Source organism: Amycolatopsis roodepoortensis (genome assembly GCF_024628825.1).
GTDB lineage: Bacteria > Actinomycetota > Actinomycetes > Mycobacteriales > Pseudonocardiaceae > Amycolatopsis > Amycolatopsis roodepoortensis.
The window spans coordinates 5,547,564-5,574,329 of the sequence record NZ_CP102415.1 but is presented as its reverse complement, the minus strand read 5'-3'; the positions used below and the strand labels follow the sequence as shown (position 1 = coordinate 5,574,329).

At 69.9% G+C, this 26,766-nt stretch carries 22 protein-coding genes; 9 read left to right on the top strand and 13 right to left on the bottom strand.

Annotated features, from left to right (window positions below):
- Nucleotides 1-77 precede the first annotated feature (77 nt).
- The 3 genes from NQK81_RS26515 (at nucleotide 78) to NQK81_RS26505 (ending at nucleotide 4,837) form a co-directional block, all read left to right on the top strand.
- Nucleotides 78-2,597 carry a M14 family zinc carboxypeptidase gene (locus NQK81_RS26515; RefSeq protein ID WP_257483662.1) on the top strand — a complete coding sequence of 840 codons (2,520 nt, stop codon included), beginning with the start codon at nucleotides 78-80 and terminating at the stop codon, nucleotides 2,595-2,597.
- 9 nt (nucleotides 2,598-2,606) lie between these two features.
- The gene (locus NQK81_RS26510) at nucleotides 2,607-3,233 is read left to right on the top strand and encodes a response regulator (RefSeq protein ID WP_034309658.1); all 627 of its coding nucleotides are present in this window, start codon (nucleotides 2,607-2,609) and stop codon (nucleotides 3,231-3,233) included.
- A gap of 71 nt (nucleotides 3,234-3,304) precedes the next feature.
- The gene (locus NQK81_RS26505; RefSeq protein WP_257483661.1) at nucleotides 3,305-4,837 is read left to right on the top strand and encodes a hypothetical protein; all 1,533 of its coding nucleotides are present in this window, start codon (nucleotides 3,305-3,307) and stop codon (nucleotides 4,835-4,837) included.
- Here NQK81_RS26505 and NQK81_RS26500 read toward each other — a convergent pair.
- The 9 genes from NQK81_RS26500 to NQK81_RS26460 form a co-directional block, all read right to left on the bottom strand.
- Entirely contained in the window at nucleotides 4,818-6,962 is a 2,145-nt protein-coding gene (locus NQK81_RS26500) for an ATP-binding protein (protein ID WP_257483660.1), read from the bottom strand. The genes NQK81_RS26505 and NQK81_RS26500 overlap by 20 nt on opposite strands.
- A gap of 36 nt (nucleotides 6,963-6,998) precedes the next feature.
- The gene (locus NQK81_RS26495) at nucleotides 6,999-7,625 is read right to left on the bottom strand and encodes a histidine phosphatase family protein (protein WP_257483659.1); all 627 of its coding nucleotides are present in this window, start codon (nucleotides 7,623-7,625) and stop codon (nucleotides 6,999-7,001) included.
- Between the two features lie 9 nt (nucleotides 7,626-7,634).
- Nucleotides 7,635-8,276, bottom strand: coding sequence for a class F sortase (locus tag NQK81_RS26490; protein ID WP_257483658.1), 642 nt, complete (start codon nucleotides 8,274-8,276; stop codon nucleotides 7,635-7,637).
- Nucleotides 8,273-8,881 carry an excalibur calcium-binding domain-containing protein gene (locus NQK81_RS26485; RefSeq protein ID WP_257483657.1) on the bottom strand — a complete coding sequence of 203 codons (609 nt, stop codon included), beginning with the start codon at nucleotides 8,879-8,881 and terminating at the stop codon, nucleotides 8,273-8,275. Before NQK81_RS26485 ends, NQK81_RS26490 begins: the two co-directional genes overlap by 4 nt.
- A 108-nt stretch (nucleotides 8,882-8,989) precedes the next feature.
- Nucleotides 8,990-10,135 (bottom strand): GAF domain-containing sensor histidine kinase, encoded by a 1,146-nt coding sequence (locus tag NQK81_RS26480; protein WP_125679171.1) that lies wholly within the window; start codon nucleotides 10,133-10,135, stop codon nucleotides 8,990-8,992.
- A 14-nt stretch (nucleotides 10,136-10,149) separates the two neighbouring features.
- Nucleotides 10,150-13,392: a thiol reductant ABC exporter subunit CydD gene (cydD, locus tag NQK81_RS26475; RefSeq protein WP_257483656.1), complete on the bottom strand. Its 3,243-nt coding sequence runs from the start codon at nucleotides 13,390-13,392 to the stop codon at nucleotides 10,150-10,152.
- Entirely contained in the window at nucleotides 13,389-14,396 is a 1,008-nt protein-coding gene (gene cydB, locus NQK81_RS26470; RefSeq protein ID WP_257483655.1) for a cytochrome d ubiquinol oxidase subunit II, read from the bottom strand. Before cydB ends, cydD begins: the two co-directional genes overlap by 4 nt.
- Nucleotides 14,397-14,735: 339 nt before the next feature.
- Entirely contained in the window at nucleotides 14,736-16,247 is a 1,512-nt protein-coding gene (locus tag NQK81_RS26465) for a cytochrome ubiquinol oxidase subunit I (RefSeq protein WP_257483654.1), read from the bottom strand.
- A gap of 81 nt (nucleotides 16,248-16,328) precedes the next feature.
- Nucleotides 16,329-17,282 carry a S41 family peptidase gene (locus NQK81_RS26460; protein WP_257483653.1) on the bottom strand — a complete coding sequence of 318 codons (954 nt, stop codon included), beginning with the start codon at nucleotides 17,280-17,282 and terminating at the stop codon, nucleotides 16,329-16,331.
- Nucleotides 17,283-17,470: 188 nt separating this feature from the next.
- Here NQK81_RS26460 and NQK81_RS26455 point away from each other — a divergent pair, with 188 nt between their 5' ends.
- Both NQK81_RS26455 and NQK81_RS26450 read left to right on the top strand, forming a co-directional pair.
- Nucleotides 17,471-18,058, top strand: a complete 588-nt coding sequence (locus NQK81_RS26455; protein WP_192747994.1) for a TMEM165/GDT1 family protein — start codon at nucleotides 17,471-17,473, stop codon at nucleotides 18,056-18,058.
- Between the two features lie 87 nt (nucleotides 18,059-18,145).
- On the top strand, nucleotides 18,146-18,808 hold the full coding sequence (locus tag NQK81_RS26450) for a DUF998 domain-containing protein (protein ID WP_257483652.1): 663 nt from the start codon (nucleotides 18,146-18,148) through the stop codon (nucleotides 18,806-18,808).
- Between the two features lie 3 nt (nucleotides 18,809-18,811).
- On the opposite strand, the gene NQK81_RS26445 is transcribed toward NQK81_RS26450, so the two are convergent.
- Both NQK81_RS26445 and NQK81_RS26440 read right to left on the bottom strand, forming a co-directional pair.
- Nucleotides 18,812-19,453, bottom strand: coding sequence for an IclR family transcriptional regulator (locus NQK81_RS26445; protein WP_034309631.1), 642 nt, complete (start codon nucleotides 19,451-19,453; stop codon nucleotides 18,812-18,814).
- A 139-nt stretch (nucleotides 19,454-19,592) separates the two neighbouring features.
- Nucleotides 19,593-20,447, bottom strand: coding sequence for a hypothetical protein (locus tag NQK81_RS26440; RefSeq protein WP_016330606.1), 855 nt, complete (start codon nucleotides 20,445-20,447; stop codon nucleotides 19,593-19,595).
- A gap of 85 nt (nucleotides 20,448-20,532) precedes the next feature.
- Between NQK81_RS26440 and NQK81_RS26435 the strand changes: the two genes are divergently transcribed.
- The 3 genes from NQK81_RS26435 to NQK81_RS26425 all read left to right on the top strand — a co-directional run bounded on the left by NQK81_RS26435 (nucleotide 20,533) and on the right by NQK81_RS26425 (nucleotide 24,392).
- Nucleotides 20,533-21,705: a homogentisate 1,2-dioxygenase gene (locus tag NQK81_RS26435; RefSeq protein WP_257483651.1), complete on the top strand. Its 1,173-nt coding sequence runs from the start codon at nucleotides 20,533-20,535 to the stop codon at nucleotides 21,703-21,705.
- A 117-nt stretch (nucleotides 21,706-21,822) separates the two neighbouring features.
- The gene (locus NQK81_RS26430) at nucleotides 21,823-23,640 is read left to right on the top strand and encodes a substrate-binding and vWA domain-containing protein (RefSeq protein ID WP_257483650.1); all 1,818 of its coding nucleotides are present in this window, start codon (nucleotides 21,823-21,825) and stop codon (nucleotides 23,638-23,640) included.
- A gap of 11 nt (nucleotides 23,641-23,651) precedes the next feature.
- Nucleotides 23,652-24,392, top strand: a complete 741-nt coding sequence (locus tag NQK81_RS26425) for a hypothetical protein (protein WP_257483649.1) — start codon at nucleotides 23,652-23,654, stop codon at nucleotides 24,390-24,392.
- A 2-nt stretch (nucleotides 24,393-24,394) separates the two neighbouring features.
- Here the strand turns inward: NQK81_RS26425 and NQK81_RS26420 are convergent, their stop codons facing one another.
- Complete coding sequence (locus NQK81_RS26420; protein WP_257483648.1) at nucleotides 24,395-25,402, bottom strand: hypothetical protein; 1,008 nt, start codon at nucleotides 25,400-25,402, stop codon at nucleotides 24,395-24,397.
- Between the two features lie 94 nt (nucleotides 25,403-25,496).
- Between NQK81_RS26420 and NQK81_RS26415 the strand changes: the two genes are divergently transcribed.
- Nucleotides 25,497-26,288, top strand: a complete 792-nt coding sequence (locus tag NQK81_RS26415) for a DUF2470 domain-containing protein (RefSeq protein WP_257483647.1) — start codon at nucleotides 25,497-25,499, stop codon at nucleotides 26,286-26,288.
- Here NQK81_RS26415 and NQK81_RS26410 read toward each other — a convergent pair.
- The gene (locus tag NQK81_RS26410; protein ID WP_257483646.1) at nucleotides 26,285-26,746 is read right to left on the bottom strand and encodes a PPOX class F420-dependent oxidoreductase; all 462 of its coding nucleotides are present in this window, start codon (nucleotides 26,744-26,746) and stop codon (nucleotides 26,285-26,287) included. The genes NQK81_RS26415 and NQK81_RS26410 overlap by 4 nt on opposite strands.
- Between the last annotated feature and the right edge of the window lie 20 nt (nucleotides 26,747-26,766).

The following is a 26,766-nucleotide window of genomic DNA, read 5'->3' as shown; positions in this document are numbered from 1 at the left end:
CGGTTAGCCGCCTTTCGGGTCTTGTGGGGCGTTCGTTCGGCGGAAACACTGTGCCGACGTTCCCCTGGAGGTGGCCCTTGTCGCGTTCGGCTCGCACCGTGTTCCTCGCCCTCGTGCTGTCCCTGAGCGCGGTCGCCGCGCCTGCCTATGCGGCGCCGCCACCGACGACGCACCGGGACCCCGGCAACGGGCCGGAACGCAACGAGATCGCCGCGACCGATCAGCCGATGAGCGTCACGCGGGCCGCGGCGGGCGAGAACGTCGCGGGCGACCGTTCCGGCTACCCGCGCAAGACCAAGCTGCGCGTGTACCCGGAGAACGCGGCCGACAAGTCGATCAAGCTCGGGCTCGCGCCGTATCACGCGATCGCGCCGAAGCTGAACGCGTTGCAGGCGCGCAGCGACCGGATCTCCGTCGAGATCGCCGGGCAGTCCGGCCTCGGCCGGGACCTCTACCTGGTGACGATCACCGCGCCGGAGAGCCCGGCCGAGACGCGGCGGCAGGACGCTTGGCGGTCGCTGGTCGAGAACGACCCGGCCCGCGCCGCGCGCGACCCGTTCCTGCGCCACGGCTACAAGGCGCCGGTGTGGATCAACAACAACATCCACGGCAACGAATGGGAAGGCACCGACGGCGCGCTCCGCGTCATCGAGAAGCTGGCGACGTCGAACGACCGCAAGACCGCCGAACTGCTGAAGCGGAACCGGTTCTACTTCAACGTCACGGCCAATCCGGACGGTCGTGTCGCCGGCACGCGGCAGACGTCGCAGGGGTTCGACCCCAACCGCGACTTCGTCACCGCGTCGCAGCCGGAGGTGCGGGCCATGCGCGGGATCGCCATCGGCAAGCAGCCGCTGATGATGCTGGACGAACACGGTTACGTCGCGAACACGCTCATCGAGCCGACCACGCCGCCGCACGGCCAGAACTACGACTTCGACCTCTACATCAAGCACGGATACGCCAACGGGCTCGGCATGGAGAAGGCGGTCCAGGCGCTCGGGCGGCCGGAGACGGCGAAGCCCGAGATCCCGTTCCGCGACTACGAACCCGGCAGCTGGGACGGCTGGGCGCCGATCTACACCGCCCAGTACGCGATGTACCACGGCGCGGTGTCCTTCACGATCGAAGTCCCGATGCGGGTCAACAACGCGGACTACGAGACGCAGCCGGTGGCGGAGCTCCAGCGGCGCGCGGTGATCAACACCGAGGTCGTCGAGGCCACCATCGGCAGCACGCTGAACTACGTCGACCGCAACCGCGGCGAGCTCATCGCGAACCAGATCGAGATGTTCCGCCGCGGCACGGCGGGCGAGGCACAGCGCGAGATCCCCGACGGGTTCGTGCCCGGTTTCGGACCGGAAGACCGCTACCGCACCGAGTTCCCGCGTGCGTACGTCATTCCCGCCGGCGCGGACCAGCGTTCCGCCGTCGCCGCTTCGCGTCTCGTCGACCACCTGGTGGCCAACGACGTCCGCGTGAAGCAGGCGGATCGCCCGTTCTCGCTGGCCGGACGCCGTTACCCGGCCGGTTCGTACGTGGTCGACATGCACCAGCCGAAACGCGGCCTGGCGAACGTGATGCTGGAGCAGGGCAGCGACATCTCGGCGAAGGTGCCGGTCATGTACGACATCTCCGGCTGGAGCCATCGCCTGCTGTGGGGCGCGTCGGTCGACATCGTGAAGCAGGGTCGCCTCGACGTCCGGGCGCACGACGTCGTCGCGGCGTCGCCGACCGGTGGCGTCGACGCCGCGCCCGGCCGGGACCTCGCGCTGAAGCTCGTCGACGGCAAGGACGTCAGCGCCGCCAACGACCTGCTGAACCGCGGGCTCGCTCTCGGCCGCACCGACGACGGCACGATCGTCGTCCCCGCGTCGGCCCGGCAGGCCGCCGCGGAGGTGGCGGACCGCTACGGCGTCCGGTTCACCGAAGCGAGCGGGACAGCGACGCCGTTGACGCGGAAGACCATCGCGGCCGCCGTCGGTCCGGACGAGCTGAAAGCGCTGCGGGACATGGGCTTCGACGTGCGGCCGGTGTCGGCGGCCGTGCTCAACGCCGGCTTCGACTGGTCCCGGGTGGACCTGCTGTTCGTCTCTTCGGGACTGCGGTACACCGATCTCAACCCGGCGGCGAAGGACGCTTTGCGCGCCTTCCTCGCCCGCGGCGGCGTGGTCACCCGAGGTGCCACCGGCGCGCGGTTCAACACTGACGTGGGACTTCTCGAAGCACGTCCGGTCGCGGGCTGGGAAGACGGGAACGGCGTCGTTTCGGTCGTCAACGGCACCGGCCCGGTGGGCGCCGGCGCGCTGCCGGACTCGTTCGTCTACGGGCCGTTCTGGTTCACCGATCTCGGCTCCTCGGTCAGTGTCGAGCAGCGCTACGCGAGCGGGAATCCGCTGGTCGCGGGGCACTGGCGGACGCGGGACGACGGAACGGGCGGGCCGCTGCAGGCGGCGGGACAGGCCGCGGTCGTGTCCGGGACCTCGGGGCTCGGCGGACGGGCGGTGCTGTTCGGCACCGAACCGCTGTTCCGCGATCACCCGAAGGGCTTGTACTCGCAGGTGGCCAGGGCGATTTACTGGGCCGCCGCGAAGTAACGTGGGGGTATGCCGATCCAGGTGCTGCTCATCGACGACCACGAGGTGGTGAGGCGCGGCCTGCGTGACCTCCTCACCGACGAGCCCGACATCGAGGTGGTCGCCGAAGCGAGCGGGGTCGACGAGGCCCTTGCCGTGGCGATGCACGTCGAGCCGGACGTCGCGGTGGTCGACGTGCGGCTCGGCGACGGCGACGGCATCGCGCTCTGCCGCGAGCTGCGGTCGAAGCCGAACCCGCCGCAGTGCCTGATGCTGACCGCGTTCGACGACGAGGAGGCCATGGTCGGCGCGATCATGGCAGGCGCGGCCGGGTACCTGCTGAAACAGGTCCGCGGCCAGGACGTCGTCAACGCGGTCCGCGAGGTCGCGGCGGGCCGTTCGCTGCTCGATCCGCTGTCGACGGCACGGGTGCTCGACAAGCTGCGGCATCCGCCCGAGGACGAGCTCGGTTCCCTCACCGAACGCGAGCGCGAGGTGCTGGAGCTGATCGGGCAGGGCATGTCCAACCGCGAGATCGCGGAACGCCTGTTCCTCGCCGAGAAGACGGTGAAGAACTACGTGACGTCGGTCCTCGCGAAGCTGGGCATGCAGCGCCGCACGCAGGCCGCGGCGTGGATCGCGCGCCGGGACAGGTAGTGCGCGAAATACATACCCCCCCCCCGTCGTTTTGGCCGAAGGTCCCGGTCGAGCCGGGGTTCCGCTCCTGGTTGACCAACGCGCCCGAACGACAGCTCCTCGTGGTCGTCCGGACGTTGACGACGTTGAACCGGCTCCAGGACATCCTGACCCTGACGAGCGCCGACCTCCGGATCCAGACCACCTTCACCTTCGACGAGGCGCGGCCGGGCATCCTTTCGGCCGGGGTGAGCGACGCGTTGCGTGCCCTGCGCGTCGCCGTCACGCCGTGGGAGCAGGCCGCTAAGAACACCTTCGACCTCATCCTCGCGGCGAGCGAGAACGACGCCCTGCACGAGCTGAACGGGCCGATCCTGCTGGTGCCGCACGGGATCGGTTACCAGAAGTACTACCCGGGCGGACGGGTCACGTCGGGGATGGACCCGGACCGGCTCGTGCACCACGACCGGGTGATCCCGGCGGCGATCGCGCTTTCGCACTCCGTGCAGCGGGAACAGCTGAAGTCGGCCTGTCCGGAGGCGCTGGACCGGGCGGTCGTCGTCGGCGATCCCTGTCACGACCGGATGATGGCGAGCAGGCACCGGGTGACGGCGTACCGCGCGGCGCTCGGCTCCGGCGACCGGAAGGTCGTCGCGATCGCGTCGACCTGGGGCCGGCATTCGCTCTACGCCACGCATCCGCGGCTGCCCCAGCGGCTGCTGACCGAACTGCCGCTCGACGACTACCAGATCGTCCTCACCCTGCATCCCGGCGTGTGGGCGGCGCACAGCCCGTGGCAGCTGGAGTCGTGGCTACGGCCGGAACTCGGCGCGGGGCTCACCCTCGTTCCCCCGGATCACGGCTGGCAAGCCGCGTTGCTGGCCGCGGACTGCGTGATCTCCGATCAGGGATCCGCCGCGCTGTACGCCGCCGCGGCGGGTAAACCGGTGCTTCTCACCGCGTCCGCCGCCACCACGACGGTGGACGACTCGCCACTCGCGATGCTGACCAGGGTCGCGGCCAAGGTGGCGGGCGATGGGCTTCGCGAGCAGATCGACACCGCCATCGAGAACCATGTTCCGGAGCGCTACCGGCCGATCGTCGACCAGGCCGTCGAGGACGCCGCGAGCGGTCCGCGGCTGGGCGATGTGCTCTACGACCTTCTGGACCTGAAGCGGCCGGACCCCCGTCCCGCCTTCCCGCCCGTGCCGGATCCGGCGCCGGTGACCCATCCGGTGGCCGCGCTCGCCGCCGGATGGGACGAGACCGGGAAACTGGTCCGGTTTCCCGCCTCCACCCGGCCGGAAAGCCTGCGCCACCGGCATGTTCTCGCCCACGCGGATCAAGCGACCCTGCGCGATCTGGACGGGGCGGCCGTCGTGTTCGCTGAGGACCCGGACCGGTTCGACGAACTGCTCACCCACTGGCCGCTCGCCCGGCTCGTCGCCGCTCCCGCCCCCGGCGGCTGTCTCGCGCGGGTCCGGGGCCGCGGCGATTTCCTGCTGTCCGCGGAAATCGACCCGACCCTTCTGGCGAGTCACCTCTACGTTCTGCTCGCTTCGCACGCGGACCTCGAAGGGACACACGCGGTCGGCGGGCGACCCATCACCGTCGCCCGGTGTTAGCCAGGACCGAACGGAACTCGGCCTCTCGCGGATGCCCCGCGTCGAAGTACGTCTGCCAGGCACGCTGGAAGTGCGTGTGCGCCCGGCCGTGGTCCCCGCGCGCCGCGAAAAGCCTGCCGAACTCCTCCTCGAACTCGGCCGTGTACTGCGTCGCGCCGGACACCAGCCGCCACGCCTCGAGCAGTTCGCGTTCGGCGTCGTCGTAGTGGCCGACCGCCCGGAGGTACTTGGCCCGCACCATGGACACCCGGCCGAGGTTCCGGCTGTCCGACGCGGGGAACTGCTGTGCGGATTCGGCGAGCAACGCCCAGACGTGCTCGTACGCGCCGGCCTTCAGCAGCACGTTCGCCAGCATGCGGGTGTGGATGCCGAGCGACCGGCGGCCCGCTTCGGCCATCGCCCGGTCCAATGTCACGGCTCGCCAGAGGAAGTCCGCGGCGGCGGGGAGAAGCCCTTTCTCCTCGTGGAACCGGCCGCAGAACTCCTGCACGGACGATTCCAGCGCCGGGTTGTCCAGGGTCCGGACCGTTTCGAGCGCCTCCTCCAGCAGCGGCTGGGCGCGGTCGAAATCGTGCAGCAGGAAGTAGGTACGGCCTTGCTGACTGAGGATCCTCGTGGTCAGGGCCGGTTCGCCATGCCGCCTCGCCGCGAGGAGACCGAAGTGGTTGATATGGGCGAAAAGCCGGTGGTGCCCGCGGTTGAGCATGAGCACTTCCAGCGCGCCGCAGATCTGCCCGAGCTCGACGTCCCGTTCGCGCTCGAAGGCCTGAAACGCCAGCGCGCCATAGGTTTCCCGGGCGTCCTCGACCCAGTCGAGCGGCGCCTTACCCTCGAAATCCGGGGCGGGCACGGAAACCGGCTCGTAGCAACGCAGGCGGTCCGGGCTGGTGCGGTGATCCGCGGCGACGGCCTGGTCGCGGAAGAAGACCAGCGCCCGATCGGTCGCGACGTCCCGGGCCCCACGCCGGCGCGCCCCCTCCCGGATCAGGTTGAACAGCCGCTGCCGGGGAGTGCCGGTCGGCGCCAGGAACCCCGCGTCGGTGAGTTCGTCGAGCGCGTCTCCGGCGGGCGCGCCGAAGACCGCGGTCGCCGACGCCGTCGTGAAATCGGGCCCGGGATGGGACGCCAGCAGTTCGCAGAGTTCCGCGGCGCCGGCGGACAGCTCGGCGAACGACTGCTCGAACGCCATCGCGATGACGTCGACCCCGCCGAGCACCCCGGTCCGCCGGAAATCGGCCAGTACCGAGGCGACCGCGCCGGGACCGCGCCGCAGTCGTTTGCGGATCCGGACGCCGGCCTGCACCAGGGCGAACGGCATGTGGTCGCACAGCGCGGCGAGTTCGGCGGCGGCGTCGCGTTCCGCCTCGATGGCCGCCGGATCCGACGCCTTGCCGAGGAGTTCGAGCGCGAAGTCCCGTTCGAGGGAGTCCAGTTCGATCGGCGGAGCGACGTTGCCCGCCAGCAGGTCGTCATCCTGGCGGATGGCGGTCACCAGCACGAGACTCGACGGCGACGAAGGGATCAGCTCGCGGACGTCCGTGGCCACTTCGGCGTTGTCCAGTGCCAGGAGGAACCGGCGCCGGGCGGTGACCGACCGGTACTGGGCCCACAGCTCGGCGGAGTTCGTGGTCACCAGATTCGTCTCGACCCCGAGCGCGCGCAGGACCCTGGTCGCCACCTCCGAGCGGCGCAGCACGGTGCCGTCGCGATAGTCCGCGAGGTCGACGTAGACCTGATCCGGGTAGCGGTCGCGGAGGTCGTCCGCGAGCCGGTACACGAGCGCGCTCTTCCCCGCCCCGCGCGGACCGGTGATGACGTGGACGCCCGGCCCCGAAGCGCTTCGCCGTTCCCTGTCCCGGTCGACGAAATGCGCGGGCGAGCCCGGCACGTCGCGGACGCCGGTGCCGTCTCCCGCGAGGATCTCCTGCAACCGCTCGGCGAATTCGGGATCGGTTTCGACCAGTTCCCGGACGGCTCGCTCGGCGCCGGCGGGATCCGCGAGCAGCGCCTCGACGTCCTGTGCGGTGCGGCGACGGGCGAGCCGCTTGGCCACCAGGTCCTTCACCCCGCCGGCGGCGCCGACCGCCAGCGCTTTCACGGCCTCACCCAGAACGGCTTCCCACACGGCGTGTTCCCCTCGTCACGGCTGGTACCGAGGCTATCAACGATCGGCCTCCCCGGTCGGGAGATGGCCGATCACGACCTGCCGGTTGTGGAAGAAGTCGTCCTCACGCAGCACCGTGACGCTGCCGGGTGAACCGCGGAAGTCGACGTATCCGGCCGATTCGAGCGGCATCCGGATCCACGCGGCGATCACGAAGGTGAGCGCACCGCCGTGCGTGACGACGATCTGGTGCTCGCAACGGCTTTCCAGGATCGACTCCATGGCCGCGTACACCCTCGCGGCCATCGCGCCCTTGGTTTCGGCGCCGGGGATTCCCTCGTCGTGCGCCAGCCGCTCGCCGGTCGCGGGCGGCGGGACGAACCTGCTGTCGAGCCATTCCTGCGGTTTGCCACCGGCTTCCCCGTACGACTTCTCGCGCAGCCGCCGGTCCAGGATCGGGGCCACGCCGAGCCGTTCGCCGATCAGTTCCGCGGTCCGCGCGGTGCGGCGCAGATCCGAGGAGTAGAGCTCCACCTCGTCCGGCACCTTCGCCCGCAGCGACTCGGCGACGGCGACGGCCGCGCGTTCGCCGTCGAGGGTGAGCTCGGAGTCGAACCATCCGCCCACCAGGCGATCGACGTGGTGGGTGGCCTCCGGATGCGTGACGACGTAGACGGTGCGCATCCTCCGAATCTAAGCCCGCGTCAGTTTCGCGTAGGCGATGACGTTGTCGAGGTAGTTGCCGGTCGAGGAGTCGAAATCACCGCCGCAGGTGATCAGGCGCAGTTCGGGTCCGGTCGTGTCGCCGTAGACCTTCTCCGTGGGGAAGGCCGCCTTCGCATGCCGTTCGACGGCGTAAACGGTGAACACCGCCGTGATCCCGTCTTCGCGGTGGACGAGGGCTTCGTCGCCTGCCTTCAGTTCCTTGAGCCGGACGAAGACGCCGGGGACCTTCTTGTAGTCGACGTGCCCGGCGAGGACGGCGGGCCCGATCTGGCCGGGTGCCGGGCCACCGGTGAACCAGCCGGTGGTGATCGCGTCCTGCGGCACCTCCAGGGTGCCGTCACCGGCGAGGCCGAGGTCGATGATCTCGCCCGTGCGGACCCCGATCGCCGGGATTTCGAGCTTGGCGGGCCGGGCGGGCGCCAGCGGAGAGACCGTTGAGGCCGCGGTGGAGGGCGCCGCCGCCGTGGACACGGTGGTCGGTGGCGCCGGCGACGCAACCTTGCCCGGCGGCGGAACGGCGCACGCGGTCAGCGCGACCGCGCACACCACCCCGATGAGGGCGCCGATGACCAGCGGAAACGGCCACCGGCGCCAGAACGCCCCGGTCATCGTTCGGCACGCCGCCGGAGCACCAGGGACGCGCCCGCCGCCGTCGCGGTCAGCAGTGCGGCGCCGGTCAGCGCGACCGCGGCGACCTCCACGGGACCGCCGTTGGCCTCGCCGCCGCCGGTCGCGACGCCACCGACAGGTTTGACCTTGACCTGACCCGATTTCGCGGGCTCGCCGAACCGGGATTCGCAGGCGTACCCGTCGTGGTCACCGTCGAGCTTGTGCGGGTCTCGCGGGTTCTTCTTGAGCTCGGCCTGCGCGGCGGCCTGCGACGGGAAATCGGCGCAATCCTTGTCGGTGGATCGCGGCGCCGTCGTTTTCGTGGTGCTCGGCGGTGCGGTGGGCGTGCTTGTTTCGGTCGGCGCCGTTCCGCGCTTGGGAAGCCTTTCGCAGGCGATTCCGTCGTTGTCGTCGTCCAGATTGTGCGGATCGGATCGATCTTTCTGGAGTTCGGCCTGAGCGTCTTCCTGGTACTTGAAGTCACCGCAGTTCAGATCGGCGATCGCGGGCGCTTCCGCCAGCGCGAACGCCACGGAAGCGGGGCCGAACAAGGAGAATCCGGCGAGGATGACGGCCGTGCCGAGGGCGCGACGAACCGAGGACATGGGGAGTCCTTTCACTGGGATTTCGCGCTCCGAGCGCGTTCGATGCACTTACAGTCGCGCACCGGCGCCAGCTGTTACGGATTAATCGAAATTCTCGAACCGTTAATTTCACACGGTTTGATCGAGCGGCACGTCGAAAGCGACCAAAGTCCCGAGACTCGGAGAGGAATTGATCGAAAAGCGACCACCGGACGTCGTCGCGCGTTCGGCGAGATGACGGAGACCGCGTTTGGCCACTCCCTGCGGAACACCGGATCCGTTGTCCCGCACCCGGAGTTTGACGCCTTCCGCGTCACGGCTGAGCGTCACGCGGGTCTCGCTCGCCCCGGAGTGTCTGACCACATTGGACAGTGCTTCGCGCAGGGCGGCGCGGATGTGGTCCGCCTGCTCGGCGGGGATGTCGGCCAGCTCTCCCGAAAGTTCGAGGGTCGGCGGGTAGCCGAGCAGCTCGCCCGCGATGCGCACCTCGCCCCGTGCGGATTCGGCGAGGTCGGTGGCGGTGACCGTCTGGTTCGCGGGTTCCGGGCTGCGCAGGGCGCGCACGGTACCGCGGATCTCTTCGATGGTCTGGTCGAGCTGGTCGATCGCCTCGGACAGGCGCGCGCCATCGGCCTGGGCGAAGCGTTTCCGCATGTTCTTGCGGACGCGGTCGAGCTGCATCCCGGCGCCGTAGAGGCGCTGCACGATGACGTCGTGCAGCTCGCGCGCGATGCGTTCCCGCTCTTGGTAGAGGGTCACGCGGTGCCGGGCGTTGGCGCCTTCCGCCAGCGCCAGCACCACGCCCGCCTGCGCGGCGAACGCCGTGAGCACCTCGACCGTACTGGCGGAGAACGGTTCCCCGCCGTGACGGCGGTACACGGTGAGCGCGCCGAGGACGCGTCCGCCCGCGCCGAACGCCGACGCGGCGAACGGCCCGAAGCCCTGGAGCTCCGGCGGTACGAACGGCGCCGTGCGGGGATCGACGGTGAAGTCCTCGCTGACCACCGGTTTCCCGCCCCTGGCGACCTGGCCGGCGGCGGAATCGGCGGAAAAGGCCAGCCCCCGGAGACCCTGGGTGGTGTCCCCGTGCGCGGCCTCGGCGACCACCTGGCCGTCGTCCGCGCGCACCATGACGAGACCGAGGTCGGCCTCGGCCAGTTCGACGGCGCGGGCGACCACGGTCTCCAGCACGTCGCCCGGGTCTTCACCCGACAGGGCGGTGCCGGTGATCTCGGTGGCGGCGGACAGTGCGCGCGCGGCAAGCGTGGGATCCATGAGCGCTATCGACATTAGTCGGCTCCGGCCATCGCGCGCGCTGTGACGCGGCCCTCCCGCACCTCCAGGATCACGTCCGCGCCGTCGGCTTCGGCGGCGTTGTGCGTGACGTGGACGACGGTCTTCCCGGCGAGCGCCTCGCCGAGCCGTTCGCGGACGGTGCGCGCGGTCGGCTCGTCGAGATGAGCGGTGGGCTCGTCGAGCAGCACCAGATCGGCACGCGCGGCACCGAGCACGGCCCGTGCCAGCGCGACCCGCTGCGCCTGCCCGCCCGAAAGCCCGGCGCCGGCGCTGTCGAGCATCGTCGCGAGCTCGACGTCCTCGAGAACCGCCTGATACAAGGCTTTCCGCAGGTCCGCCTCGGACGCCGTCGGCTTGGCAAGCCGCAGGTTCTCGGCGACCGTGGTCGAGACGAGCATCGGCTCCTGCGGCGCCCAGGCGACGTTCTCGGGAACGGCGACGTCGCCCTTGCTCGGCTTGAGGAAACCGAGCAGGGCCGCGACGAGCGTCGATTTCCCGGCGCCGCTCGGGCCGACGACGGCGACGTGCGTGCCGGGCGCGATGTCGAGGTCGACCCCGGTGAGGACCGGGCGCTCCGTGCCGGGCCAGCCGAGGTCGGCGTTCCGGATCCGCACCCCGCCGGTGCCAGGAACGGCGCTTTCCTCGCTGAGAACGGCCCGTTCATCGCACGCGGCGAGGCGCAGACGGGCCTGGCGCAGGGTGTCCCAGTGCTGCGCGGCGGGCGGAAGAAGGGAGAGGACCTCCGCGAGCGCGAGCGGCACCAGGCCGACCACGGGCGCGAGGACCGGGTTCAGCGCGCCGGCGGCGACGGCGCTCACGGCGAACCCGGTGCTCACGACGGTGGCGGCCCCTGTCGCCAGGATGATCAGGGCGTCGGCCGCTCCGGCGCCGAACGCCTGTCGCCGGGCTTCGGCGGTCAGCGCGGCGTCGGTCGTGGCGATTCGGCGACGTCGCTCTTTGTCGACTCCGTACGCGATCAGTTCGGCGGCGGCTTCGAAGAGACTCAGCACCTGCGCCGACACCGAACGTCGTCCGGCGGCCAGGGCGCTGGTCGCGCGGCGCTCCACCCGGAGCGCGAGCAGCGGCGCGAACGCGCTGACCAGCACGGCCGCGGCCAGCGCGAGCCCGGCTTCGGGCAGCACGACGGCCTGGACCGCGACGGCGCCGACGGCCACCAGCGCGACCACGACCAGCGGCGTGATCACGCGCGGAAGCAGGTCGCGCACGGTGTCGGTGTCGCCGACGAGCCGTCGCTGCTCCTCACCGGCCCGCAGTGCGCGAGCCGGGCCGAGCCGCACCAGCGACTCCCACAGCCGGACGCGCAGGCTTCCGGCGATCCGGAACGCGGCGTCGTGCGTGACCAGCCGTTCGAGGTAACGCAGCCCCGCGCGGCCGAGGCCGAACGTCCGCACGCCGACGATCAGCACCGTCAGGGTCAGGATCGGCGGCTGTTGCGACGCCTTGGCGATCAGCCAGCCCGAAAGCGCGGTCAGCGCGACCCCGGCGAGCAGAGCGGCGGCACCGAGCAACGCGCCACCGAAGAACCTGGGGTGCAGCAGGTCGCGCCAGGGCAGCGGCTTGACTGTCTGTCCGTCTTCGGTGGTTCCGGAGTCGGCAGGCACCATGGTCGACATGTCGACACCGGGCGTGCGCTCGTGTGCGGCGATGATCGCGGCGGCGCCGTTGCCGACCGCCTCGTGGACCGCGGACATGACGAGCGCGGCGTTGGCCTCGTCGAGGTGGGCGGTCGGTTCGTCGAGCAGGAGCAGCCACGCGCCCGACCGGACCCGCGTCAGCGCCCGCGCCACCGCGACACGCTGCCGTTGCCCCTGTGACAGCTTGGAAACCGGCCGCTCGGCGAGCCCGGCGAGGCCGAGTTCGGCGAGGACGTCTTCGCCGCCGACCTCCTCGCGGACCGTGCCCCCGCCGAACACCGGCGACTGCGGCACCCAGGCGACGTTCTCGCGCCACCGCTCCAGGTCGGCGTCGGCGAGGTCGGTACCGCCGACGGTGATCGTCCCGTCGTGCGCCTGCACGAAACCGAGCAGCGTGGCGAGCGTCGTCGATTTGCCGCCGCCGCTGGGCGCGCGCAGCCAGGTGAGCTCGCCGGGCCGGACGCTGAACGTCTCGCCGTCGGGCGCGAATCCGCCGCGCCTGGCGACCCGCAGTCCTCGGACGTCGATCTCGCCCTTGGTGGGCGTCTCGGAACCGTTGGGCGGCAAGGGTTCCGCCAGCACGTCCGCGACACGGCGGACGGCCTCGACGCCGTCTTCGCTGGCGTGGAAGGCGGCGCCGACCGCGCGCAGCGGCTGGTAGCACTCGGGCACGAGGATCAGCACGCCGAGCCCGATGGCCAGCGACAGTTCGCCGGAGACGAGGCGGACACCGATGACGACGGCGACCAGCGCGACCGACAGCGTCGCGATCAGTTCCAGCGCGAACGCCGACGCGAACGCGACCTTCAACGTCTTGAGCGTCGTGCGGCGATGGCGTTCGGAGATCTTCCGGACCGTCTCGGCCTGCGCGCCGGCGCGGCGGAACGCGCTGAGGACCGGCAGGGCACGGACGAGTTCGAGCAGGTGCCCCGAAAGGCGTTGCTCGGCGTCGGCGGCTTCGGCGACGCGCTCGGCGGTGTGCTTGCCGATCAGGATCGCGAACAGCGGAACCAGCGGCACGGTGATCACGACGAGCACGGCCGACGGCCAGTCGGCGAACAGGATCGCGACGCCCGCGGCGAGCGGCACGATCGCGGCGGTCACCAATGCCGGGAGGTATTGGGTGAAGTACGCGTCGAGCGCGTCGAGTCCCTTGGTGGTCAACGACGTCAGCTCGCCGTGACCGCGGCGCGCGATCCATTCCGGGCCGAGTTTCAAAGCGTGGTCGAGGGCTTTGGCGCGCAGCTCCTCCTTCGCGCGGGCGGCCGCGCGAACGGAAACGATCCGCACCGCCCAGCCGGTCGACGCGCGCCCTGCGACGAGCGCGAGCAGCACGGCCAGCTGGGCGGTGCGGTCCCCCGGTGTTCCGCGGACTACCGCGGAGAGGACGTCGGCGAGTAGGAAAGCCTGCCCCACCAGCAGGATCGCGTTGACGAAGGACAGGATCCCGCTGAGGATCAACGCCCGGCGCGCCGCACTCGAAAGTGGAGCCAGCGCGCCGAGCGGACCCTTCCCCGGTCGCGCTGGGTCCATTGTGGACTCCGTGGCGGAAAGGGTGTCGCGGCCGGGAAGTTCGGTCATGGTGCGTGCACCGGTGGGATGTGCCGGGTGCCGATGCGCTTGCGGAACACCCAGTACGTCCAGCCCTGGTAGATCAGAACGGCGGGAGCGCCGAACAGCGCGACCCAGGTCATCACGGTCAGCGTGTACGGGCTCGACGCCTCGCCCGCGATGGTCAGCGTGTTCGCCGGGTCCACAGTGGACGGCAGGACGTTCGGGTACAGGGCGACGAAGATCGCGACGGCGGAAGCCGCGATGACCCCGCCGAGCGCGGCGAACGCCTGACCTTCGCGGCCCATGCGGATCTTGAACCACGCGAGGACCGCGGCGACCACCGCGACGCCGATGAGGAACAGCGTCCAGAGGTCACCCGAGCGCAACTGCACGACGATGAGGAACGCGAGCAACGGCAGGAGCGCGACCGGGAGCAGGCGGGTGGCCAGGTTCCGTGCCCGGTGGCGGAGGTCGCCTTCGGTCTTGAGTGCGAGGAAGGCGGCGCCGTGGACCAGGGAGAACCCGACGACCGCGATCGCGCCGAGCAACGTTTCGAGGCTGAGGGCGGCGAACGGGCCGCCGACGCGGTTGCCGTCGGCATCGAGCGGGAGACCGAGGACGGTGGTCGCGAGGAGCAGGCCGACGCCGAACGGCGGGACCCACGAACCGATGCCGATGACGCGGTCCCAGTTGCGGCGCCAGCGATCGGAGTCGACCTTGCCGCGGTACTCGAACGCGACGCCGCGGCCGATGAGGGCGAGCAGGACCACCAGGAGCGGGAGGTACGCGGCCGAGAAGAGCGACGCGTACCAGCCGGGGAACGCGGCGAACATCGCGCCGCCGGCGACGATCAGCCAGACCTCGTTGCCGTCCCAGACCGGGCCGATCGTGTTGACCATGACGCGGCGCTCGGTGTTGTCCTTCGCGAGGACCGGCATGAGCATGCCGACGCCGAAGTCGAAGCCTTCGAGGAAGAGGTAACCGAGCCAGAAGAGGGCGATGACGCAGAACCAGATCGTTTCGAGGGTCATCGGATACTCACTTTCCTGGCTCGCGTGGCCTTCCGGACGCTTTCGCCGCGGCGAAGGGCCCCTTCAGCCCGCTGCCCGGTCACGCGCCTGGACGACGCCCCGCGGCGTGTCGCGAAAGCCACTTTCGGGACATCAGACGTCGCGAAAGTGGCTTTCGCGACACTCCCCGCCCCACCGAGACCGCCCCATAAGCCCCAGTCGCCCTGAGTTGTCCACAACCGCTCAAGTTGTCCACAGATCGGCTGTGGGTAACCCGCCTGAGCGATACCCCCGATACGCTGGGTGCGGGGCCGTCCCCCGGGAAGGGCGGGGGGCTGGGTAGGTGACGTAAAGAGGCGATCAGTAGGCGAAGGCCAGTGCGTCGTCATCGCCGTCACCGCCTTTCGAGTCGCTGTTGTTGCTGGTCGAGGCCGGTTTCTTGGGTGGCATGACGGCGTCCACGCCGCCCCGGACGTACTTCCGCATCAGGAAGACTTCGACCACGCCGAGCACCGCGTAGACGGTCGTCAGGGCGATCAGCGACGTCCAGACTTCGCCTGTGGACAACTTCGAGACCGCCTGCGCGGTGAACATCCACACCCCGTCGACACCGGTCGGGTTCGGCACCACCACGAACGGCTGACGACCCATCTCGGTGAAGATCCAGCCGGCGCTGTTACCGATGAACGGCGTCGCGATCCCGCCGAGCACCATCCACGGGAACCATCGCTGCCCGGGGATCCGCCCACGCCGGGTCAGCCACAGCGCGAGCAACCCGATCCCGGCCGAGATCGCGCCGAAGCCGATCATCGCGCGGAAACCCCAGTAGGTCACCGGCAGGTTGGGCACGTAGTCGATCGGCTTGCCCGCCAGCGAACCGAGCTGCGGGTCGTCCGGATAGTTCGTGCCATACTTCGCCTGGTACTCGGTCACCAGGTTCTCCACGCCCTTGACCTCGGTCGAGAAGTCGTTGTGCGCCAAGAACGAGAGCAGCGCGGGCACGTTGAACGTCTTGACGTCCTCGCAGTTCGCGTTCCGCACGTCGCCGATCGCGATGATCGAGAAGCTCGCCGGTTTCTCCGTGTGGCACAACGCTTCCGCCGACGCCATCTTCATCGGCTGCTGCTCAAACATCAGCTTGCCCTGGAAGTCGCCGGTGATCGCCAGCACCGCGAACGCCACCACACCGGTCCAGCCGCCGAGACGCAACGACGAACGCCACACCGCGCGGTGCTCGTCGTCCTCCGAACGTTTGCGCCACAGCTGCCAGCCCGCGACACCGACCAGGAACGCCGCCGCCACCGAGAAGGCGCCCGCGAGCGTGTGCGGGATCGCGGCCAGCGCGGTGTTGTTCGTCAGCACCGCCCAGATCGAGTTCATCGTCGGCTTCCCGTCGACGAACTCGACCCCGACCGGATGCTGCATCCACGAGTTCGCCGCCAGGATGAAGTACGCGGACGCCACCGTCGCCAGCGAGTACGCCCACGCGCACGCCAGGTGGACCTTCTTCGGCAGCTTGTCCCAGCCGAAGATCCACAGCCCCAGGAAGGTCGACTCGACGAAGAACGCGACGAGCCCCTCCATCGCCAGCGGCGCGCCGAACACGTCACCCACGAACCGCGAGTACGCGCTCCAGTTCATCCCGAACTGGAACTCCTGCACGATGCCGGTGACCACGCCCATCGCGAAGTTGACCAGCAGGAGCTTCCCCCAGAACTTGGTCATCTTCAGGTACCGCTGATCACCCGTCCGGACCCACGCCGTCTGCATCCCGGCGACCAGGACGGAAAGCCCGATGGTCAGCGGGACCATCAGGAAGTGATAGACGGTGGTGATACCGAACTGCCACCGAGCGAGATCGAGAACTTCCACGCCTCAAGCCTGCTCAACGCCCGATGCGCCCGCCAGTTCAAGTGGTCCCGATCTCGCCGGGACGTAGGTCCCGCGCCCAGGTCAGCCGAGGCCGGCGAGTGTGAGTCGCGCCTCGTCGGCGACCTGCCGCCGCACGCCCGAATCCCCCAACGTCAGCACGTGTTCCAGCGCCAACGCGTACGCCGTGTCGAAAGCGGCCTCGACGTCGACGGCGATGTCGGGCTGGACGCCGACGCCTTCCCAGTTGGTCCCCGTGACCGGGTTCACGGCCCGTCCACCCGGAACGGTGACATCCAGATGGGTGTCCACTTTGTACTGTCGCCGCGGGTTCGCCCCGCCGCCGGTGACCGCGCCGACCGTCTTCGCCCGCCCCAGCTGCTGCAACGAGTAGCTCAGGTCCTCGGCACCGGAGAACGTCGTCGGCCCGGTCAGCACCCACACCGGCTTGTCCGCGCCGAACTTCCGGCCCGGTACGTACGGCAGCGTCCAGAACTGGTTCGTCACGTCGCCGTCGCGCAGATAGATACTGTTGAAATGCGTCGGCTCGCCGACCAGGTAGCTGATGATCAGCGCGACCGCCATCGGATCCCCGCCCCGGTTCTCGCGGACATCGATGATCAGCGCGTCGGTGGTGGCGAGCAGCGTCATCGCCGCGGCCAGCGCCTCGCCGGCGATGTCCGGCCCGTAGAGCAGCTTGGTCTCCAGGTAGCCGACGTTCCCGGCCAGCCGCCGCGCCGACGCGATGCCATGGCCGTTCAGCTCCGCCTCCCGCCGGTACTGCTCGGGATCGAACGACTCCCCTTCCACCTCGGGCAGCGGATCGACGTGGTGCCGTAGCCGCAGGTGTTTGTCCCCGTTGACCGATTGCAGATCCGCGGTGACCGCGACGGCGAACGCCTGATCGTCGAGCCCCGCGTACGCGTCGTCACGCAGCCGCGCCCGCAGGAACACGGTCAGCTTCTCGGCGACGTCGGGGAACACGTAGTGCTCCTTCAGCCGCTTGCACACGTCCTCGATCCGCGCTCTCTCGTCCATGCGCCCGGACGCTACCAGTGGAGCCGGAAAAAAGAATTCGGTTTGCCGAAATCTCAATTCAGCCCGGCCGCGAAAAACAATTCGCCCGCACATGCCGGGCGATTCGGAAAAGCCATCAGCTTGCCTTTCTCTAAATCGCCCCTTTATCGTTGCAGTGAAAGGGGTGAAGCACTGTCATGTCGAGCTCGATGTTGGCGCTGATCAGCGCGTTTGGCCTGGTACTGGCCGTGGAGCTACCGGACAAGACCCTCGTCGCCACCCTCGTTCTCACCACCCGTTTCCGCGCGTGGCCGGTATTCGCCGGGGTCACCGCCGCATTCGCCGTGCAATCCGCGATCGCCGCCACCTTCGGCAGTGTGCTCACTTTGCTGCCGGAGACACTGGTGACCGTGATCGTCGCCGCGATGTTCGGTATCGGCGCGTTCATGCTCCTTCGTGAAGGGTTCAGCCCCGGCAAGGACGGCGGCGAGGACGCGTCGCGTTCCGGGCCGAGCCCCGCGACCTTCTTCCGCTCCGCGCTGACGTCGTTCGGAGTGCTGTTCGCCGCCGAATGGGGTGACGCCTCCCAGCTCGCGACGGCCAGTCTCACGGCCCGCTTCGGCAACCCGTTCGCGGTCGCGCTCGGCTCCTTCGTCGCGCTTGTCGCCGTCGCCGGGCTCGCCGTCTTCATCGGAGCAAAGGTCCGCAGCCGGATCCGCCCCAAGCTGATCCAGCGCGTGGCGGGTTTCGTCTTCGCCGGGTTCTCGCTGTTCGCGCTGGCCCAGCTGGTGTTCTGACCGCACGGGTTCTTCACAGGTTCGCCGGGTAACCTTTCGGGAACGAAAAGGTGAACACCCGCCCCGACCTGCCTGGAGAAACCGCTCGTGACCTCGCCGAAGACACTTGCCGTCTCCCCCGTGCACGGCAGGCTCGCGGTCTTCGGCATGGCCGTCGCGGTCGCCATCTCGATCGACCTGCACCTGAGGCTGTCCAGCCAGGTCAGTCCGATCTGGCAGACGCTGTCCGAGTACGTCTACGGCTACCTCTCGCCCGGTTCGACGGCGGCCCCGCTGTTCGGCGCGATGTGCCTGGCGCTGGGCTTCGGCTCGCTCGCGCTGCTCGGCGGGATCGCCAAGGCGCACCGCCGGGGCTACGAGTCCGTTCTCGTCCTTCTCGGCGTGTGGTGCGCAGGGCTGTTCGTCCTCGCGCTCGTCCCCGTCGACCCCGAGGGCCAGGCCCGCTCACTGGCCGGACAGATCCACAACTACGCGGCGCTGGCGGCCTTCCTGGCGCTTCCCGCCGCCGCCTGGGTGCTGACCCGCCGCGGCCGGGCGCGATGCCCGTGGGAGCCGCGCCGCACGACGATCCGGCGGCTCGCGGTGGCCAGCTTCGCCGCGGTGGTGATCGTGCTCGGCGGGTTCGTCTGGACGATGCTCACCGGCCCGTCGCATCAGGAGGTCACGCTCGGCCTGTTCGAGCGGCTGCTGTTCGCGGTCGACCTCACGCTGCTGGCGACCATGGTCCGCCCGCTGCTCAGCCACCGCTGAGCGCTACTCGGGCTGTTTCAGCACCTCGGCCAGCCGGACGGCGGCCGCCACGACCGCCGGGCCCACCACGGACGCGTCCAGCGGTTCGAGGGACACGACGCCGACACTGGCCTTCAGACCGGGCACCCCGCGCACGGGCGCGGCGACCCCCGACGCCCCCGCCTCCAGCTCACCCGACGAGGTGACCCAGCCTTCGCCGCCGCCGGGACGCAGCGTGATCGCCTTGCCCGCGGCGCCGGCGGACAGCGGATGCCGGGTCCCGACGCGGTAGGCGACGTGGAAGCTCGTCCAGGACGGTTCGACGACCGCGACGGCCTGCGCCTGGTCCCCCTGGGCGACCGACAGGTGCGCCGTCGCGCCGACCTTCTCCGCCAGCTCACGCAGCACCGGTCTCGCGGCCTCGCGGAGTTGCGGAAGGACCTGGCCGGCTAGCCGAAGCAGGCCGACCCCCAGGCGCACCTTGTTGCCGTCGCGCCACACCAGACCACGCTCGGACAGCGGGACGAGCAGCCGGTAGACGGCGGCCCGGCTCGCGCCGATGGCGACGGCGAGCTCGGAGATCGTCGCCGCCTCGCCGCCAGCGTCCGCGACCGCTTGGAGCAGCGCGAGCCCGCGGTCCAGAGTCAGCGACCCTTCACGAGTCACGGCCGCCCCGCCCGGAGCGACCAAAGATCTCGCCTTTCGGCCGACGGCCCCGCTATCGCGATGACAGGGCGCCCTCCAAGAACACGCGACCTTGCATGGTCACGAGCGCCCTGGCAGCGCGATAGCGGCAGCGCGATCATCACAACAACCCGAGTTCCCCGAGGTCGGCGACCGGCTCGTCGAACGAAGCCGCCGCGTACGAGGCGAAGAGCCCGCGAACGGCCTTCGCCGCCTCGTCCGACATCCCCTTGGCCTCGGCGGCCAGCGCGGCGCCGTCGGTCGATTCGAGGGCGGCGCGCACGTCACCACCCGAAAGGCAGCGCGCGGACGCCACGATCAGGTTCAAGAACCCGTGATGGGTGAAACCGCTCGACTCCTCGGTGTGCCGGACGGCGCGGTGCAGGCTGTTCGTCGCCTTGAACGACGCCCCGGTCGAGCCGCTGACCACCGCGAGGAAGTCGGCGACCTCGTCGACGCTGGGGAAGTTCTCGCCCGCCTTGCCGCCGCAGCGGATCTTCGGCCAGCTGCCGTGCTCGATCACCTTCCGCACGCCGTCCAGCCAGCCGACGCCGCGCCGCGGCTCGACCACGCGGATGACGTCCTCGGGCACGAACTCGGAGACACGCTCCAGCCAGACCTCGTCGACGTCGGACGGCGCCGGCATCTCCACCATGCGCAGGCTGAGGATCTCGCTGCGCGACTCGACGATCGAAATCGCCTTCGGGACCCCGCCGAGGCCGGTGTCGATGATGAGCGACAGCGGCAGCGGTTCCTTGGGTTTGATCTTGATGAGCTCCGTGATGAGCTCGGGCAGCCGCGACGCCTGGCACAGGAACACACCGAGGACGCCGGAGTGCTCACCGGCCCTCGACGCGAAGTGCGCTCGCAGCGCTTCGGGCATGGACGCCTCGCCGGGCGGGAACAACGCCGAGTCGTCGACGAGCCGCGCGAACAGGGGAGGGATTCCTCGGGGGCCGGGTGGCGTGAGTTCCACAGCGCTTGACACGACTGACACGCTAGTAGCGTACGACATCAGGACAAAATCGTTCGCACAACGGACACGTTCCGGGGAGATTCCGATGCCTTACTACCGGCAGGTAGGCGAGATCCCGCACAAGCGCCACACGGCGTTCCGCAAGCCCGACGGGGGCCTGTACGCCGAGGAACTGATGGGTGTCGAGGGCTTCTCGGCGGACTCGGCGCTGCTGTATCACCGCGGGCTGCCCACCGCGATCGTCGACGCGGTCGCGATCGAGGACGAGCGCGGCCCCATCACCCCGAACCACCCGCTCAAGCCCCGCGCCTTCAAGACCCACGACCTCAAGTTCGGCGACGCCGACGCGGTCACCGACCGGCGACGGCTGTTCGGCAACGCCGACGTCACCATCGGCTTCGTCCACGCGACCAAGCCGTCGCCGCTGTACCGCAACGCCGCGGGCGACGAGCTGTTCTACGTCCAGGGCGGCGGCGCGACCGTCGAGACGATCTACGGCGCACTGGAAGTCGGTGACGGCGACTATCTCGTCATCCCGACCTCGTGCACCTATCGCGTGCTCCCGCACGAAGACGGGGTCAAGCTGCTGACCATCGAGGCGCGCGGCCACATCGGCCCGCCGAAGCGGTACCTGTCGGCGAAGGGCCAGTTCCTGGAGCACTCGCCGTACTGCGAACGCGACATCCGCGGCCCGTCGGAGCCGCTGGTCGTCGACGGCACCGACGTCGAGGTCCTCGTGCGGCATCGCGCCGGGCTGACGCGCTACACCTACGCGACCCATCCGTTCGACGTCGTCGGCTGGGACGGCTGCCTGTACCCGTGGGTGTTCAACATCGACGACTTCGAGCCGATCACCGGCCGCGTGCACCAGCCGCCGCCCGTGCACCAGACGTTCGAGGGCCCGAACTTCGTGGTCTGCTCGTTCTGCCCGCGCAAGGTCGACTACCACCCCGAGTCGATCCCGGTGCCGTACAACCACGCGAACGTCGACTCCGACGAGCTGATGTTCTACGTCCGCGGGAACTACGAGGCACGCAAGGGTTCCGGGATCGAGGTCGGCTCGCTTTCGCTGCACCCGTCCGGTTTCACGCACGGGCCGCAGCCCGGGGCGGCGGAGGCGTCGATCGGGGCGCAGTTCTTCGACGAGACCGCGGTCATGGTGGACACCTTCGCGCCGCTGGACCTCGGCGAGGCGGCCGACGCGTCGGAGGATCACGGCTACGCGTGGACCTGGTCCGGCCGGGGCCCTGGTGCCTGATTTCCCCGTCGCGGCCATGGCGGGATAAGTACCGCCATGGCCGCAACGGTTCGGCAACGCCAAGCCCGGCAAGGCGAAACCTCCGGATAATCGGTGTTTCTCACCGGGAGGTTCTCCATGGTCGTGAATCCAGGGCAGTCCCGCGGCGGCCGGAAGGTCCTGGCGTTCGTGGCCGCCGCGGTGGTCGCGATCGGGTTGATCATCGGTCTGCGCGCGATCACGAGCGATTCCGGCGAGGAAGCCGCGGAAGCGAAGTGCACGACGGGCGACGCGGTCAAGCTCCAGGTGTCGTCATCGCCGGAGAAGGCGGGCGTGGTCGCCGAGATCGCCAAGGGCTACAGCGGCCGCACGGTGGCCGGGCGCTGCGTGGACGTGCTCGTGCAGTCGAAATCGTCCGGTACCGCGATGCAGGCGCTGTCCCGCGGCTGGAACGAGGCGGTGGACGGCCCGCGCCCGGACGTCTGGACGCCCGCCGCGTCGGGCTGGGTGAACCTGTTGCGCCAGAACCTCACCGGCTCCGACCATCCCGCGCTGGTGCCCGAGGGCGACCCGGAATCGGTCGCGAACGCGCCGCTGGTCGTCGCGATGCCGAAACCGATGGCCGAGGCGCTCGGCTGGCCGGGCAAGGGCATCGGCTGGAAGGATCTCGCCGCGCTGGCCACGGATCCGCAGGGCTGGGCGAAGTACGGCCACCCGGAATGGGGGAAGTTCCGGCTGGGCAAGACGAATCCGAACATCTCGACCTCCGGCCTCAACGCCACCATCGGCGCCTACTACGCGGCGACAGGCACGTCTTCGGACCTCACCGCGAACGCGCTCGCGAAGCCGGAAGCCCAGACGTTCGTGCGGAACGTCGAGCAGGCCATCGTCCACTACGGCGACAACACGCTGACCTTCCTGACGAATCTGCAGAAGGCCGACGACCGCGGCGCCGCGATGTCGTACATCTCGGCGGTGACGGTCGAGGAGAACTCGCTCGTCGGCTACAACCAGGGCAATCCCACCAACGACCCGGCGAAACGCGGGCAGCACGCGCCGCCGAAGGTGCCGCTCGTCGGGATCTACCCGAGCGACGGCACGCTCAACTCCGATCACCCGTTCACCGTGCTGAACTGGGCCGACGACCTCCGCAAGCAGGTCGCGGCGGACTTCCTCGCGCATCTGCGCGGCGCCGAAGCACAACAGAAGTTCAGCGACATCGGTTTCCGCACGTTCGACCGCAAACCCGGCTCGCAGACCACGAAGGAGAACGGCGCCGAGCCGGATTCGAAGCTGAACCTCATCCGCCCGCCGAGCCCGCCGGTGCTGACCGAGGTGCTGAAGTCGTGGAAGGACCTGCGGAAGAAGGCGAACGTGCTGCTGGTCGTCGACGTCTCCGGATCGATGGGCGACGGCGTCGACGGGACAGGGAAGAACAAGATGGATCTCGCGAAACAGGCGGCCGTGGCGTCGTTGCCGCAGTTCAGCGACGCGGACAAGGTCGGGCTGTGGATGTTCTCGACGAAACTCGACGGCGACAGGGATTACGTCGAGCTGCGGCCGGTGTCGCCGATCGGCGGCGAGCCGGGCAGGCAGGAGCTGGCGTCGCGGCTGAACGGGCTGACCCCGCAGAACGGGACGGGGCTTTACGATTCGTCGCTCGCCGCCTACGAATTCATGAAGCAGCGGCTGGATCCGGACGCGATCAACGCCGTCGTCGTGCTCACCGACGGCCGGAACGAGGATCCGGGCGGGATCGATCTGCCGAATCTCGTCGGCCGGTTGCGGACGGAGGGCGGCGGTGAGGCGGTGCGGATGTTCACCATCGCCTACGGCTCCGACGCGGATTTGGACATCCTCAAGGAGATCGCCGAGGCCACCCAGGGCGTCGGGTACGACTCGTCCAAACCGGACTCGATCGACCAGGTCTTCACCGCCGTGATCTCGAATTTCTGAGATCCTGGGATATGCGCTTCGTCCGTGAGCTGACCGAACCGTGGGGACTGCTCCTCGCGGCGACGTCGGCGGGTGCGGCCTGGGCGGTGCAGCTGCCGGTGCTCGCCGCGCTCGGCGTCGGCGTGACCGTGCTGGCCGCCCGGGCGGGCGTCGCCGCCGCCACACGGCCGAAACCGTTGCCAGAACCCGAAGAACGGCCGCTCCCGGACGTCGAGCCCGGTTCGCCGGAGGCGGATTGGTTACGGCGCGCGGAAGCCGCGGCCGACGGTTTCGGGTCGATTTCCGCTTCGCTCGACACCGGACCGCTCGCCGACCGGGTGGCCGACATGGAGCCGGTGGTGCGGGAGACCGTCGACACCCTCCGGCGGCTGGCCGCCCGGGCGTCCGCCACCGGAAAGGCGCTGGCGCGAGTCGATCTCGGCGCGGTGTCCGCCGAGAAAGCCCGGCTGCGAAAGGATCTCAAGTCCGCCGACGACGACATCCGCGGCGACCTGATCCAGTCGCTCGAAGCCGTGCAGGCACAGGAGGACGTGCACGCGCGGCTGTCGAGCGCGCAGCGGAAACTGCTGGCACAGCTGCGATCCGGGGCGCTCGGCCTCGACGGACTGGTCGCCAGGGCCGCCGAATTGTCGGCCGCCACCGGCGATTCGCTGCTCGACACCACGACCATCGGCGAGCTGAGTGAACAACTGGAAGGGATCCGGCGAGGCGTCGTGGAGACCGAGGAAGCGACGCGGCGCTCCTTCGGCTGACGTCACCGGCCGAATCGGACCGGACCGAACACCGCGTGACCGGGCACTCCGGCCTTCGCCGTCTTCCCGGCCGCGGGCACGCCGAGCACCCACAGCCGCCCGGTCGCGGCGATGTTCGCGGCCAGCGACGGATCCGAACCACCGGCGGTGACGGTGACTTCGCGGCCGTCGGGCAAGACGGTCCGGCCCTTGACGGTGACCATGCCGAAGAAGCTGATCGACGCCGGCCCGGACACGACGGCGAGTTCGGTCCATCGCGGCTCGGGCAGCTTCCTGAGCAGCACCAGCGCGACGACGGCGAGGCCGAGCGCGCCCGCCGCACAGCCGTAGCCGAAGTAACCCGAATACCGCACCACGACGCTGTCCCGCTTCGGATAGTCCGCCGACGTCCAGAAGGCGAACGCGCTCATGACGAGCAGCATCACGACACTGATCAAGTAGTACGCCGAAAGCAGTCGCCGCTGCGTCGCGAGCATCCGGCCCGGTGACACCGGCTCGAAGGCGAACGGGACGGAGCCCTTCACCGGAGCGTCGCGGAAGGCGCCCCGGCGCGGGACGACGACGCCGGGCAGCATGACGAACGGGCCCAGCACCCAGAGCCGTCGCTGTGCCGCGAGTTGCGTCCGGAGCGGGATCGGGAGCCGCACGACGAGCCACCGCCCGTCCAGGGGAACGCTCACCCGTGCACCCGCGACGACAGCGTCGTCCAGCCCGCTCACCAGGCGGAACGGCTTGCCGGTGAGCTTCCTCATCGAGGACGATCCGGCAAGGGCGGAGTAGCCGAAGAAGAGCGAAGACGGTGTCATGAAGACCAGAAGGGCCAAGGGCACGGCGATCCCGTGTCCCCCGGACACCGCGAGCACGACGCCCAGCGCCACGAGCAGTCCGGTCGCGACGGCCATCGTCCCGGCGGTGACGGTGTTGCGATCGAGAAGAGGGGTCAGGACCGGCATGTTCGTCGCCGGAATCCCTTCGGGTGGTTCGAGCACCCGGATTCCGTGGGCTTCCACCTGGTCAACCTATACGAGCACGGCGAGACGTGATCCAGACTACTTCCGCTCGGCGGCCAGATCAGGTTAGGCTCACCTAACTAGGAGGTGAGCCGTGACCACACCGACGTCCATCCGCCGCCCGCCGGCGCCGAACCCCGCCGAACGCGCGAAGACGATCGCCACCCGCAACGGGCCGGCGACGCTGATGCCGACCGCGGAACAGCGTGACCAGCCAGGACAGTGCGGCCGGGTCATCCCGGAGCTGCACCACGTGCACACGAGCGGCAGCGTCAGCATCCTGCTGCCGGACGAGCACCACCTGGTGAAACGCGCGCACGAGGCCCAGCGCGGCGAGCTCGCGGTGATGGTCGAACTGACCGATCAGGCGCCGGTCGACCTGCGGGAACCCATCCGCGGGCTGCTGTGGATCACGGGCTGGCTCCGCCCGCTGTCGGAGGTTTCGGCGCGGGCCCGGGCGGTCTCCATCGCCGAGACCAGGCCGGACGAGCGGCTGCTGGACGTCGGGCACGGCGTGACGTTGCTGCGGCTGACCCCGGCGTCGCTGGTGCTCGCCGACGCCGAGGGCACGCATTCGCTCCGGCCGCATATGTTCAGCGCCGCGCCGCCGGATCCGTTCCACGACTACGAGGCCGCGTGGCTGCGGCATCTGGAGACCGACCACGCCGACGTCGTCCAGCAGCTCGCCAAACACGTGCCCGCCGAACTGCGCGGCGGCTGGATCCGGCCGCTCGGGCTGGACCGCTACGGGCTGCGGCTGCGGGTCGAGGCCGACTCCGGCGACCACGACGTCCGGCTCGCGTTCTCGCGTCCGGTCGAAGGGCCGCAGCAGCTGAGCGGCGAGATCCGCCGTCTCGTCGGCTGCCCGTACTTCCCGCAGGGTTAGGCGAGTTCCGCCGGGAAACCGCCCTTGGCGACCGGGCCCCACGACTCGATGGTGACGCGGATGATGCTCTTGCCCTGTTTGACCATCGCATCGCGGTATTCGTCCCAGTCGGGGTGCTCGCCGGAGATCGCGCGGAAGTAGTCGACCAGCGGCTCGACCGAGTCGGGCAGGTCGAGCACCTCGGCGGTGCCGTTCAGCTGGACCCACTGGTCGTTCCACTCGTCGGAGAGGACACAGGCGGACACCTTCGGCTCACGCCGGATGTTGACCACCTTCGCGCGCTTCGGGTACGTGGAGATGACCAGCCGGCCTTCTCCGTCGACACCGCAGGTCACCGGGGAGAGCTGGGGGCCGCCGTCGGCCTTGGTGGTCATCAGGATGGCGCGATGACGGGTGGACAGGAAGTCGACGAGCGCGGCGCGGTCGACGGTTTCGTTGGTCGCGATGCTCCTTGGCATGACTCGACGGTAACGTGCGG